This window comes from Gordonia sp. LMA484, assembly GCF_058129505.1.
Genome location: NZ_CM176700.1, coordinates 6171377 through 6184853, shown reverse-complemented (window position 1 = coordinate 6184853; position 13477 = coordinate 6171377). Strand labels below are relative to the sequence as shown.

At 67.1% G+C, this 13477-nt stretch carries 9 protein-coding genes; 2 read left to right on the top strand and 7 right to left on the bottom strand.

Features of this window, described 5'->3' with window-relative positions:
* The first annotated feature begins 34 nt into the window (after positions 1-34).
* Positions 35-2704 carry a serine/threonine-protein kinase gene (locus AC4AMJ_RS27525; protein WP_489916094.1) on the top strand — a complete coding sequence of 890 codons (2670 nt, stop codon included), beginning with the start codon at positions 35-37 and terminating at the stop codon, positions 2702-2704.
* A 769-nt stretch (positions 2705-3473) separates the two neighbouring features.
* Here the strand turns inward: AC4AMJ_RS27525 and AC4AMJ_RS27520 are convergent.
* The 6 genes from AC4AMJ_RS27520 to AC4AMJ_RS27495 form a co-directional block, all read right to left on the bottom strand.
* Positions 3474-4676: an acetate kinase gene (locus AC4AMJ_RS27520; RefSeq protein ID WP_489918528.1), complete on the bottom strand. Its 1203-nt coding sequence runs from the start codon at positions 4674-4676 to the stop codon at positions 3474-3476.
* Between the two features lie 5 nt (positions 4677-4681).
* The gene (pta, locus tag AC4AMJ_RS27515) at positions 4682-6790 is read right to left on the bottom strand and encodes a phosphate acetyltransferase (RefSeq protein WP_489916092.1); all 2109 of its coding nucleotides are present in this window, start codon (positions 6788-6790) and stop codon (positions 4682-4684) included.
* A 67-nt stretch (positions 6791-6857) separates the two neighbouring features.
* Positions 6858-8483: an FAD-binding oxidoreductase gene (locus AC4AMJ_RS27510; protein WP_489897924.1), complete on the bottom strand. Its 1626-nt coding sequence runs from the start codon at positions 8481-8483 to the stop codon at positions 6858-6860.
* A gap of 97 nt (positions 8484-8580) precedes the next feature.
* Positions 8581-9129 carry a TetR/AcrR family transcriptional regulator gene (locus tag AC4AMJ_RS27505; protein ID WP_489897925.1) on the bottom strand — a complete coding sequence of 183 codons (549 nt, stop codon included), beginning with the start codon at positions 9127-9129 and terminating at the stop codon, positions 8581-8583.
* Between the two features lie 43 nt (positions 9130-9172).
* A complete protein-coding gene (locus tag AC4AMJ_RS27500) occupies positions 9173-9778 on the bottom strand; it encodes a hypothetical protein (protein WP_489897926.1) in 606 nt (201 codons plus the stop codon).
* 70 nt (positions 9779-9848) lie between these two features.
* On the bottom strand, positions 9849-10814 hold the full coding sequence (locus tag AC4AMJ_RS27495) for a DMT family transporter (RefSeq protein ID WP_489916090.1): 966 nt from the start codon (positions 10812-10814) through the stop codon (positions 9849-9851).
* 82 nt (positions 10815-10896) lie between these two features.
* Here AC4AMJ_RS27495 and AC4AMJ_RS27490 point away from each other — a divergent pair, with 82 nt between their 5' ends.
* Positions 10897-11814: a LysR family transcriptional regulator gene (locus AC4AMJ_RS27490; RefSeq protein WP_489916088.1), complete on the top strand. Its 918-nt coding sequence runs from the start codon at positions 10897-10899 to the stop codon at positions 11812-11814.
* Between the two features lie 505 nt (positions 11815-12319).
* Here the strand turns inward: AC4AMJ_RS27490 and fgd are convergent.
* A complete protein-coding gene (fgd, locus tag AC4AMJ_RS27485) occupies positions 12320-13333 on the bottom strand; it encodes a glucose-6-phosphate dehydrogenase (coenzyme-F420) (protein ID WP_489916086.1) in 1014 nt (337 codons plus the stop codon).
* Positions 13334-13477 lie beyond the last annotated feature (144 nt).

The window sequence follows — 13477 nt, the reverse complement described above, 5'->3', positions numbered from 1 at the left end:
AGAAGACGAGTGACAGAGGGATCGACCGGGTGAGATGACCGAGCACGAACGCCGCAGCGACACGACGACTTCCGCGCAGGATGCGGGAGCCGTCGATGTGGGCACGCAAGCGGTCAGTCGTGACGAACTGTGCGGTGACGATGTGAACGGCACCCGAACCGACGACCTCGCGACGACCCCCGCGGAAACAGGCATGACCGAGGTGGGCGAGGTGCTCTCCACGGAAGCCGACGAGTCCACACCTGCGTCGACCCGCGACGAGCCCGACGTCGGGACGCAGGCCGCCACCGACGACGACCTCGACATCGGCACCCAGAAGGCAAGCCTCGACGACCTCGACGTCGGGACGCAGAAGGCACTTCTCGAGGAACTCGACGTGGGTACCCAGAAGGCACGCCTCGAGGACCTCGACGTCAAGGATGAGGACTCCGACGACGACGCCCCGACCGACCACGTGTCCGGCCGATCCGGGCCGACGGTCCCGACCGACGTGATCAACTCGCTGGGGAGCGGGCGGCGCCTGGTGCCCCGCAATCGTTCGATGGTGCACGACCGGCGTCTGGGCAGCGGGTTGGTCGAGCTGCCGAAGATCACCGACATCGAACCCGCGGACGCGGTGTTGACCCACCCGATCATCGCCGAGCGCAAACGTAACTGCTGGCGATGCGGAAAACCGGTGGGCCGGTCCGCCGGCCCGGGGAAAGGCGATCTGACCGGCGATTGCCCGCACTGCGGCGCCCGCTACTCGTTCGTACCCGGCCTGGAAAGCGGCACACTGGTGGCCGATCAGTACGAGATCGTCGGTGCGATCGCCCATGGCGGTCTGGGCTGGATCTACCTCGCCATCGACCGCAACGTCTCGGACCGTCCGGTGGTGCTCAAGGGCCTGCTCAATTCGTCTGATTCCGAAGCGCAGGCGGTGGCCGTCGCCGAACGGCAGTTCCTGGCATCGGTGAACCACCCCGGCATCGTCAAGATCTACAACTTCGTCGAGCACGTCAACGAGTACGACGACCGGTTCGGCTACATCGTCATGGAGTACATCGGCGGCCAGACACTCAAGCAGATCACCTCCGAGGACGAGGGCGGCACCGGTTTGCTCCCTGTCGAACACGCGATGTCTTACATGCTGGAAGTCCTGCCCGCCGTGGGTTACCTACACTCGGTCGGGTTGGTCTACAACGACGTCAAGCCGGAGAACATCATGGTCGGCAGCGACGAGGTGAAGCTGATCGACCTGGGCGCCGTGTCGTCGATCAACGGCTACGGCCACCTGTATGGCACACCGGGTTTCCAGGCCCCCGAGATCGTGAAGACCGGTCCGCAAGTGGTGACCGACATCTACAGCATCGGCCGCACCCTGGCAGCGCTGACCATCGACATGCCGAAGAAGGACGGGCGCTACCTCGATGGTCTGCCCGACCCGGACAAATGCCCGGTGTTCCGCGACAATCCGTCGTATTACCTTCTGCTGCAACGTGCCACGGCACCTGATCCCGCAGACCGGTTCGCCACGACCGACGAGATGACCACGCAGGTCCTCAATGTGCTGCGCGAGATCGTCGCCGTGCACACCGGCGTCCCCCGGCCGTCGATGTCGACCGTGTTCACCCCGCAACGCTCGACGTTCGGCACCGACCTGCTACTTGCGCCCGTCGACGGGTTCTTCGACCCGGAACAAGCCGCGTTCTACGATCCGGTCGACATCGCCCGGGCGCTGCCACTCCCACTCGTCAACCCGATGGACCCGGCGGCCGGGATGCTCACCTCCGCAGCCCTTTCCGACCCGCGGCAAACCCTGGACTCGATCCACGCGGCCCGCGCCGACGGCTTCTCGGCACTGCTCGGCCGGCGCAGCAAGAATCACCATCCGTCGCTGGAGATCGACCTCGCCGAGGTGCGAGCGCATCTCGAACTCGACGACGTGGACACCGCCCTCGCACTGCTGCGCGATGTCTCGGCACATCACGGTGACTCCTGGCGGGTGCAGTGGTACCTGGCCATCTGCGCACTGATGAACGACGAGCCGGAACTGGCCTATGAACGCTTCAGCGATGTGTTGCAGGCGATGCCCGGTGAGGTCGCCCCCAAACTTGCCGTCGCGGGTACCGCCGAGCTCATCGGACGGTGGATGTCCGACGAGGCGGCGCACTCGGAGAGCCACGCGAAGAAGATCGCCGCCCTGTTCGATGTTGCGGCACACCACTATCACGACCTATGGCTGACCGATCACGGCATCGTGACCGCCGCCTTCGGATTGGCGCGGCTATCGGTGGCGACCGGTGATGTCGACGCCGCGATCGCCCCCTTGGACGAGGTTCCACCGACGAGCCGGCACTTCAACACCGCGCGGGCGACAGCCGTGCTCGCCCTGGTCCACGGCCGCCCCACGGCCGAGGTGACCCGGGAGCAGGTCGTGGAGGCGGCACGCCGGGTCGCCGCGATGCCGGACGGCGAACCCCGCAAGGAACGGCTACGACTCATCGTGCTCGGCACAGCATTGGGCTGGGTGCACGACAATCCCGAGTCCGATCCGAATCGCCAACCGACCACACTGCTCGGCTATCCGTTCACCGAGCAGGGACTGCGCGCCGGAACCGAACGGTCGCTACGCTTGCTGGCACGCCAGACACGGTCCAATCGTGAACACCGCTTCATGCTCGTCGATCTCGCGAACTACGTCCGGCCCGACACGCTTTTCTGAGCGATCCGCCACCACCGCTCCTCGCTCGGCCCTGTCCCTCGCTCCCACCGCCACCACCGCCCCCTTAGGAGCCTCGCGAGGAACGAGCTGATCCGACACCACCGGTCCCTGAGGAGCCTCGCGAGGAACGAGCGACGCGTCACCACCGGTCCCTGAGCTGAGGAGCCTCGCGAGGAACGAGCGATGCGTCACGAAGGGCCACCCTTCGTGACGCATCCTCGCAAGCTCGGAGGCTCCTCAGGGATCGGAAAAGGTCACGGCGCAACCCCCAAAAGCACACGCCCCCAAGCAACCCCACCCCCCAAGGCGCCTCGCGAGGAACGAGCGACGCGTCACCACCGGTCCCCAAGGAGCCTCGCGAGGAACGAGCGACGCGTCACCACCGGTCCCTGAGGAGCCTCGCGAGGAACGAGCGACGCGTCACCACCGGTCCCTGAGGAGCCTCGCGAGGAACGAGCGACGCGTCACGAAGGGCCACCCTTCGTGACGCATCCTCGCAAGCTCGGAGGCTCCTCAGGGATCGGGAAAAATCACAGCACAACCCCCAAAAGCACATGCCCCCAAGCAAAGCCCACCCCCAAGGCGCGCCGCGAGCAACAAGCAATCCGCCACCACCGCCCCCTGAGGAGCCTCGCGAGGAACGAGCGACGCGTCACGAAGGGCCACCCTTCGTGACGCATCCTCGCAAGCTCGGAGACTCCTCAGGGATCGGACAAGAACACAGCACAACCCCTAAAGCACGCCTGCAAGCGACGCCCTAAGGCGAGCGTCACGAAGGGGCGACCACCTCGGCCGCCTGTCGTGCGATCGCGAGCTCCTCGTTGGTGGGGACGACGAGCACGTCGATGGAGCTGTCGTCGGTGGAGATCCGTCGGGGATGCTTGGCTCGCACAGCATTTCGTTCTGGGTCCACAAGAATGCCATAGTTCTCGAGTCCGGCGAGGGCGTCGGAGCGCACGCTCGCCGCGTTCTCCCCCACCCCTGCGGTGAAGGTGATCGCGTCCACGCGACCCAGTTCGATCATGTATGCCCCGATGTACCGGCGGAGGCGGTGGATGTAAACCTCGTAGGCCCGACGCGCACCCTCATCGCCCGAATCCATCTTCAGCGTGATGGTCCGGAAATCGTTCTCCCCGCACAAACCCTTCAGACCTGATTGCTTGTTCAGCAGCGTGTCGATCTCGTCCACTCGAAGCTTGGCGACGCGATGCAGGTGCAGCACGAGACCGGGGTCGATGTCCCCGCTGCGGGTACCCATCACCAGCCCCTCCAACGGCGTCATCCCCATCGAGGTGTCGATCGGATGCCCCGCCTCGATCGCCGACGCCGACGCTCCGTTACCGAGGTGCAGCACAATCTGATTCAGCTCGTCGATCGGGCGCTCGAGGAACTGCGCGACCTGGCCGGACACGTACTCATGGCTCGTACCGTGAAATCCATACCGCCGGATGGCATGCTCGCCCGCAACATCGCGATCGATCGCGTAGGTGGCCGCGGCGTCGGGCAGTGAATGAAAGAACGCTGTGTCGAACACCGCCACGGACGGCACGTCGGGCAACAACGCCCGCGCCGCCTCGATACCGATCAGGTTCGCCGGATTATGAAGTGGCGCAAGGCTGGAGATGCGCGATATCTCGGCGATCACGTCCTCGGTGATCAGGGTCGGCTCGTAGAAGCTCCGTCCCCCGTGCACGACACGATGCCCAACGGCGCAGAGGCCGACGGTCTTCAGATCGGTTCCGTGGTCGGCGAAGAACTGCATCGCACGTTCGATGGCCGCACGGTGGTCGGGAATCGGCAGCGACTCGCTCGCGCTCTCCCCGTCCTGTTCGTGGGTGATCGACGACTCATCGTCACCGATCCGCTCAGCGATCCCGTCGGCCAGCACCTGCTGTGTACCGGGATGCAGGAGTTGATATTTGAGCGACGACGAGCCGGCGTTCAACACGAGTACCGCCCCGCCCGCGGACACCGTGCTCACGCGGTCACCTCCGCAGTCGTGGCCGGTGTGTCCTGCGCCTGGATGGCCGTGATCGCCACCGTGTTCACGATGTCGGAGACCAGCGCGCCCCTCGACAGGTCGTTGATCGGCTTGTTGAGACCCTGCAGCACCGGGCCGATGGCGATCGCGTTCGCACTGCGCTGCACCGCCTTGTACGTGTTGTTGCCGGTGTTGAGGTCGGGGAAGATGAGCACCGTGGCCTGCCCCGCCACCGACGACTGCGGCATCTTGGTGGCCGCGACACTCGGTTCGACCGCCGCGTCGTATTGGATCGGCCCCTCGACAAGGATCTCGGGCGCACGCTCACGGACCAGGTCGGTGGCGACCCGGACCTTGTCGACGTCGGCGCCTGATCCCGACTGTCCCGTCGAGTACGACAGCATCGCCACCCGTGGTTCGATGCCGAACTGCGCAGCGGTCTGCGCGGACGAGATCGCGATGTCCGCCAGCTGCTCGTCGGTCGGGTCCGGCACCACCGCGCAGTCGCCGTAGGCGAGCACCTTGTCGGCCAGACACATGAAGAAGACGCTCGACACGGTGGAGACCCCGGGCTTCGTCTTGATGATCTCGAAGGCCGGACGGATCGTGTGCGCGGTGGTGTGTACCGCCCCCGACACCATTCCGTCGGCGATCCCGGTGTGCACCATCATCGTGCCGAAGTAGGAGACATCGCGCATCACCTCGGCGGCACGTTCGGTATCCATCCCCTTGTGCTTGCGAAGTTCTGCGTACTGCGCGGCGAAGTCGTCCAGCAGCTCCGACGTCGCCGGGTCGATCACGTCGACACCGCCGATGTCGAGGCCGAGTTCCTGTGCACGCGTGCGCACTTGGTCCTCGTCGCCCAGCAGGGTCAGCCGCGCCACCCCGCGCAGCAGTAGCCGTGCGGCGGCGCGGAGGATGCGATCCTCGCCGCCCTCCGGCAACACGATGTGCTTGGACTCCGACCGCGCCCGCGCGATGAGTCCGTACTCGAACATCTGGGGGGTGACGACCTCCGGCGTGCGGACGTCGAGAACCTTGACGACGGCTTCGGAATCGATGTGGCGCTCCATCAACGCCAGCGCGGCGTCGATCTTGCGCGACGAGTCCCGGCCGACTCGCCCGCGAGTGTGGGCCGCCGTGCGTGCCGTCTCGTACGTGCCCTGCTCGCAGGAGATGATCGGAAGCGACGGCTTCAATCCGGTGACGAGCGCCTGGATCATCGGATGCGGGCGCAGACCGCCGTTCAGAATGATCCCGGACAGCCGCGGAAAACCTTGCGCCGTATTGGCGTTGACCAAGGCGAGCAGGACGTCGGAGCGATCGGCCGGGGTGATCACCACCGTGCCTTCGGTCAGGCGTTCCAGGATGTGCTCGACGGTCATGCCGCCCGCCATCACATTGAGGGCCTCCCGGTCGAGCAGTTCCTTGTCACCGCTGTACATCTCGGCGCCGAGAGCATCCCTGAGCTCTGCCATCGTCGGCGCGAACAGGACCGGCTCCTCGGGGAGACACCAGGTGGGCACGCCGACCTTCTCGACCTCCGCGACGACCCGGGACATCTCACCAGGGATGCAGCGGTTGACGACGATCGCGGCGGTGGTGGCGTGGACCGCCGAGATCTCGGTCAACAGTAGTTCGGCGATGGCGCGCAGGTCGGTCGCGGTGCGCCCGGTTGCCTTGATCGCCAACAGGATCGGGGCGGACAGGTTGGCCGCGATCCGCGCGTTGTAACTCAGCTCCGACGGGTTGCCGACGTCGGTGTAGTCCGAACCGACGATCAGGACCGTGTCGCAGCGCTCCTCGACCACGTGGAATCGCGCGACGATCTCGCCGATGGCGCCCTCGGGATCGGCGTGCACCTGGTCGTAGGTGACGCCGATGCGATCCTCGTACGGCAGGTCGAGCGAGTCCCGATCCATCAGCAGATCGAGGATGTAATCCCGCTCGCCCGCGGATGCGCGGGAGATGGGCCGGAACACACCGACCCGCCCACCGCGCGCGGACAACAACGCCAACAGGCCCAATGCCACGGTGGACTTTCCGGTGTCGCCTTCGGCGGAGGCGAGGTAGATGCTGCTCGACGTGACGGTGTCTGCACCCATGGGTTCAGCCTATCGGCCAACGGTCATCCGGGGCACGACACAGCGCATCGAGGTCGAACAATCATGGTCAGAGCAGGATTCCGGGATTGCACACCGCAGCGGGATCGAGTGTGCGTTTCACTGCACGCAACGCGTCCAGGGCGAGCGGACCGATCTCGTCGTGATAGCCGCTGCGATGGTCCCGGCCGACCGCATGGTGGTGGGTGATGCTCGCCCCGGCAGCCCGGATCGCCGTGTTCGCCGCCGCCTTCGCCGCTGACCATTGGGCGATGGGATCGTTTGTCTGTGGGCACACGACCGTGAAGTAAAGGGACGCACCCGCCGCGTAGACGTGACTGATGTGGCACATCACCAATGGCGGGGTGCCCTGGTCGGTCAGGGTGTCGGTGAGCGCAGCGGTGACCGCGTCCTTCAGCTCGTCGAGCCGAGACCAGTAGGTGACGGTCTCGAGGGTTTCCACGAGCACGCCGGCGTCGAGTAGGGGATCCCGTAGGTACGGTGTGCGGAACCGACCGGCGCGCCAGGCCTCACCCGGAGCCGTCCCGGCCGACACTCCCCCGGCCCGTTCGAGGATCGCGGTCACCGCGGCGCGGCGACCCTCGACCTCGTCGGGCACGCCCTCGTAGCCGACGACGGCCAGGCAGCCCCCGGCGGCGACGCCCAGTTCGCCGGGGTCGGCGAGGTTGACGGCCGTCTCACCCTCGTCGGATAGCCGCAGCACCGTGGGCATCGGGCCGTCTTGCGCGAGCCTGCGCAGCGCCGCGGCCCCGGCGGCGAAGTCGTCGAACCGCCAGCCCTCGAACACACGGTGTGTCGGCGCGGGGTGAATGCGGACGGTGACCTCGGTGATGATGCCGAGCACACCCTCGGAGCCGAGGACCAGCTGTCGCAGGTCCGGTCCGGCCGCCGACCTCGGTGCGGTGCCGACGTGGAGCGTGCCGCGCGGTGTCGCGAGCACCAGTCGCTCGACGATCTCATCGAAACGGCCGTATCCGGCCGACGACTGTCCGGCCGAGCGGGTGGCGGCGTATCCGCCGATTCCCGCGCCCTCGTATGACTGGGGAAAGTGCCCGAGCGTGAACCCTTTCGCCCGCAACAGTTCTTCGGCGCGAACCCCACGCAGTCCGGCCTGCAGGGTGGCCGTGCGCGACACCTCGTCGATCTCGACCAGACGATCGAGGCGGCGTAGGTCGACCGTGACGACGCCGGCGAAGCCGGCACGGTCGGGTGCCAGACCGCCGACCACGGACGTGCCGCCGGTGAACGGCACCACTGCGACGTGGTGTTCGGAGCAGATCTGCAGAACGCGCAGCACGTCGTCGTGGGAACCGGGAGTGACCACGAGGTCAGGTGCATCGCTGCCGTCGCCGCCGCGTAGCGCCAGGATGTCGGGGGTGGAGAAGCCGCGTGTGTGGTCGACGCGGTCGTGGTGCGCGTCGCTGACGTGTCCGATGCCGAGCGCGTCGACGAGTGCGGCCCGCACCGATGCGGGCACGGTGGACTCGGCGAGCAGCACGTCGTCGGGGTTCACGCCCGGATTCGCGGCGGAGTCGGCACCGACAAGCGCGGCGGCCACCGCCGGTAGCTCGCCCGGCGTCGACGGGTCGCCCCAGCGCGGTCTGTGCATCGCGACCACCGGCAGTGCCGTCTCATCGTCACCATCGGCAGGACCAGCGGCCGGCTCGTGCACCATCGACTACCTCCTCGGGGAGCGGCGTTACACATTCAGCCTAACTGTCACGCGGGTGGCTGCTGTGAGCACCGCTGATCGGATGCCGGATGGTGGTGACTCACTGCACGATGGCACGGACGACGAGATCCGCGATCTCCTCGTCGGAGAGCGCACTGTCGGGGATCAGCATCAGCGAGTAGATGGTTCGCACCAGGAATTCGGCGGCGCCTTGGGGATTCGGGCGCAGTTCAGCGGCGATCTCGGGCTGCAGATCGGGCAATGCCTGGGCGACGATCTGGTGGATCAACGTCTGCTCGGGCGCATCCTTCGTGGCGATCAACGCACGGACGATCTCCTCCGGCTCGTTGCGCAGGACGTATTGCAACGCTTCGTGTTCACGGATGTACGGCAACACGTTCAGGACCTGCGCACGGACCTTGCCCGCGGCGTCGGATTCCGTGTCCGCCCACTCGCGCAGTTTCGCGCGGAGCGTGACGACCTCCCGTTCGACGATGGCGGCGATCAGCGCGTCCTTACCGCCGAACATCCGGTAGGCGGTCGCGCGCGCAACTCCGGCCTGGCGCGCGACGGACGTCAGACTCAACGCCTTCGCACCGAAACGGGACACCACGGCCACGCCGACATCCACCATGCGGTCACGATCCATGGCTAATCACGGTATCCGACAGTGGCCCGACTCCCGGCCGAGGTCAGCGGACCGGCGTGGTCGTGGTGGTCGTCGTCGTCCCGGGCGCGTGCGGCGCGAACGGCAGGAACCGGGACGGCGCGGTGGGTGTGATCGTCGGCGCCGACTTCGGGTGCACCGGCTTCGGGAGGGACCGATGCGTCGGCACCGAGCCCGCGAACGGCTTCGACGTAGAGGGCGCCCGATCGGGCGCGGCAAAGGTCACGGTGAACACCGCCCGCCGGGAGACCTCTTTGCCCGATGCCACCGCGCTCTGGCAGTCGACGACGTACGCCCGCGAACCGGTCACCGCCGATGTCGCGCTCAGGAAACCACGTTTGCCGGGACCCATGGTCGTCGAATCGGTCGGCTGCTGTGCCCCGACGGGCCCGAGTGTGCACACCACCGGGTCGGGACGAGTCCCGTTGTTGCGCAACTCGACACGCACCACACGGTCCAACACCCGGAACACACAGTCAGGCACGGGTCCGTCGCCCTCGAACTTGCCGCAGGAGAAGGCCTGCGACGTGGGTGCCGCCTCGGTCGATGGCGGCCCGACGGCCAGCGCGGTGAGTCCGGTCCCGGTCGCGACAATCGCCGCACCCGCGATCGCCATCGTCAACTTTCGCATCCGACCACTCCTCGACCGCGGTTGGCCGAACGGACGATTCGTCCGCTCGGCGCAGCCGCTTTCCTCCAGGTTATCGAGTTGCGACCGAACCCGACAGAGCTGCGTCGACGACGGGACGCGACCGCCGTCGCCGCAGGAGTCCACGGCCGATCGCGACGCCGGTGAGACACAGCACGCCGCCGACGATCCGCAGAGCGGACGGCAGTTCGCCGAGGAACAGCCACGACAGCACGATCACGATCGCCGGCACCGCGAGCGTCGTCGCGGCCAGCGCGCCGGCATCGGTGCGCGCCAAGGCGTAGCCCCAGGTGGTGAAGGCAATCGCGGTGGGACCGACGCCGAGGTAGATCAGCCAGGCGATCTGGCCCGGATCGGCTGCGGTCAACTCCGCGATGGCTGTCGGTGCTAACGGCAGCGTGGCCACCAGTCCGGCCACAGCTCCGAGCCACGTGGCGGTGACCGCATCGACCTCACGCAGCGAGACCTTCTGCAGCAGTACGCCACCGGCGTAGAGGACCGCACTGAGCACGCCGAGGCCCAGACCGAGCCAGTCGGCGTGCGCGTCGCCGCCGGCGACGGTGATCAGGACGACGCCGCTGAACGAGATGGCGATCCCGACCACCAACATCCGCGAGAAGCCCTCCCCGAGGAAGAAGCCGGCGAACACGGCGACGATGATCGGCGCGAGATTCACGAGCAATGCCGCGGTGCCGGCATCGAGATGTTGCTCGGCCCAGTTGAGCACCACGCTGTAGGCACCGAACCAGGCGACGCCGTAGGCGATGACAAGCCCCAACGCTCGTCCTCGCGGCCACCGTGGGCCCGAGGTGGCGGGGCGGGGTGTCCGTCGTCGCGTCACGGCGAGCACGACCGTCAACGCGATGACCCCGAAGAGCAGGCGCAGGAACGCCAGTGCACCGGGCGAGAACACCGGCCCGAGGTCACGGATCACCACGAATGCCGAGGCCCAGAGCGCGACAGTGATCGTCGCGGCAATGGCCGGGCGGTACATCGGGTCGGTGCCACGCTTGAGCATATGACCAGCATGCGTGGCGACAAGTGATTAGCACAAGTGACTATTTATTGGCGACAGTTAAGTGTGACTGTAGTGTGAGATCATGATCGATCCGCATCGTCTCCGTGTCTTCCGCGCCGTCGTCGCCGAGGGGTCCATCGGGGGCGCGGCCACCTCACTCGGCTACACGTCGTCGGCGGTCAGCCAGCACATCGCCGCCCTGCAACGCGAGACCGGATTGTCGCTGGTGGAGCGGGACGGCCGTGGCGTGCTGCCGACCGAGTCCGGCCGCATCCTCGCCGAGGAGTCGGCGGGCGTGTTCGACCGTCTCGCACACCTCGACGGGGTGGTGCACGACCTGCGTGAAGGGCGGGCGGGTCGTTTGTCGATGAGCTATTTCGCCTCGGCCGGCACCACCTGGATCCCACCGATAGTCGCCTCGATCACGCGTGAATTCCCCGACATCCGGCTCGATCTGCGTCTGATCGAGCTGACCGAGGAGGGCCGGACCGGACCCGACGTCGAGGTCTACGTGCAGGGTGCGGCGACCACGGACCTGGCCGGCTACGACTGCGAGTCGCTGGTCACCGAGCCCTATTACGCCGTGGTGCACGCGGAATCGCCGCTGGCCCGTCTGGAGACCGTGGCCCTGGCGGACCTGAGTGGCCGATCCTGGGTGGACAACGACATCGCGCGCGGACCTTGCCGGCAGACCCTGCTCGACGCGTGCACCGCCGTCGGCTTCACGCCCGATTTCGCAGTGCAGACGCAGGACTACCCGACGGCGATCCGATTCGTGGCGGCCGGCGTCGGCCTCACCGTGGTCCCCGAACTCGCGCTCGCTGCCCTGCCCGACGGCGTGGTCGCCGTTCGGGTCGAGGATCCGACCCCGACGCGATCCATCTGGGTGCGTCGCCACCAGCGCGTCGCGGACAACCGAGCAGTCGACCGCATCGTGGAGTTGCTCCGGGCGTCGGTGGCACGGACCCATGCGGTCGCCACCGAGACCCGCCCGGCATAGGAGCGTATCCATCCGCTCCCTGAGGAGGTCCGGAGCGGCAGCGGAGGTGCGTCCAACCCGGTCCCTGAGCGGCAGTGAAGGTGCGTCCAGCCGCTCCTGAGGAGGACCGGAGCGCCAGCGGAGGACCGTCCACCCGCTCCATGAGGAGGACCGGAGCGGCAGCGGAGGACCGTCACGAAGGGCCCTTCGTGACGCATCCTCGCAAGCTCGGAGGCTCCTCAGGGACCGGGAGGGAGACGCCCGCAAACACGGAGGTTCCTCAGAAACCGGGAGTCAGACGCCCTGACCCCCACCCGTAAGCCGAGAAGGACCCGCGACCACCCCGCTCCCTGAGGAGGACCGGAGCGCTAGCGGAGGACCGTCACGAAGGGCCCTTCGTGAAGCATCCTCGCAAACACGGACGCTCCTCACGGACCGGGAGGCAGACGCCCGCAAACTCGGAGGCTCCCCAGGTATCGGGAGGCAGATGCCCGGCGCTCCGCAGGAACGAGAGTCGTCCCCGACCTCAGACCGACAGTTTGCGCAAGCGGGGCGCGAGATCCTTCTCGAAGTTCTCCAGGAACCGGCGCTGGTCGTGGCCGGGGGCGTGGAACACGAGATGGTTCAGTCCGCAGTCGGTGTAGAACTTCACCTTCTCGACGGCCTCGTCGGGATCGGAGGCCACGATCCAGCGCTTGGCGACCTGCTCGATCGGCAGTTCGTCGGCGAGCCGTTCCATCTCCGTCGACGAGTTGACACTGTGCTTCTGCTCGGCGGTCAGCGACAGCGGCGCCCAGAACCGGGTGTTCTCCAATGCCAACTCCGGGTCCGGATCGTAGGAGATCTTGATCTCGATCATCCGGTCGATGGTCTCGAAGTCGCGTTCGGCTTTCTCCGCACCTTCCTTGACCGCCGGGATCAGCTTCTCCTGATAGAGCTCGGCACCCTTGCCCGACGTGCAGATGAAACCGTCACCGGCCCGGCCGGCGTAGCGCGCCACCACCGGCCCACCGGCCGCGACATACACCGGGATGGGCTTGTCGGGGACGTCGTACATGTAGGCGCCCTGGGTCTTGTAGTACTCGCCGTCGAAGTTCACTTCCTCGCCGGTCCACAGCTCACGCATCAGCTTGATCGACTCACGCAGGCGGGCGAAGCGCTCCTTGAATTCCGGCCATTCGCCCTGGAAGCCGGTCGCATACTCGTTGAGCGCCTCACCGGTCCCCACGCCGAGCATGATCCGTCCCGGATACATGCAGCCCATCGACGCGAACGCCTGCGCGATCACCGCCGGGTTGTAGCGGAACGTCGGGGTCATCACCGACGTCCCGATCTGCACCCGCTTGGTCCGCTCACCGACCGCGGCCATCCACGCCAACGAGAACGGCGCATGGCCACCGTTGTGCCGCCATGGCTGGAAGTGGTCGCTGACCGCGACGGAATCCATTCCGTGTTCCTCGGCGGCGACCGCGATCTCCACCAGCTCCCGGGGATCGAACTGCTCCGCTGATGCCTTGAAACCGAGCCTGAGTTCTGCCACGTGTCCACCTCGCTCTTACCGGCCGCGTACGTTCGCGCGGGCGTTTCACCGATCGATCGCTCTTGCCACCAACCTACTCAGCCACGATGAGCGCGTCGTGACGGGTGTCTCACCTCACCGACCACAAGGCGTCGACAAGGCCCG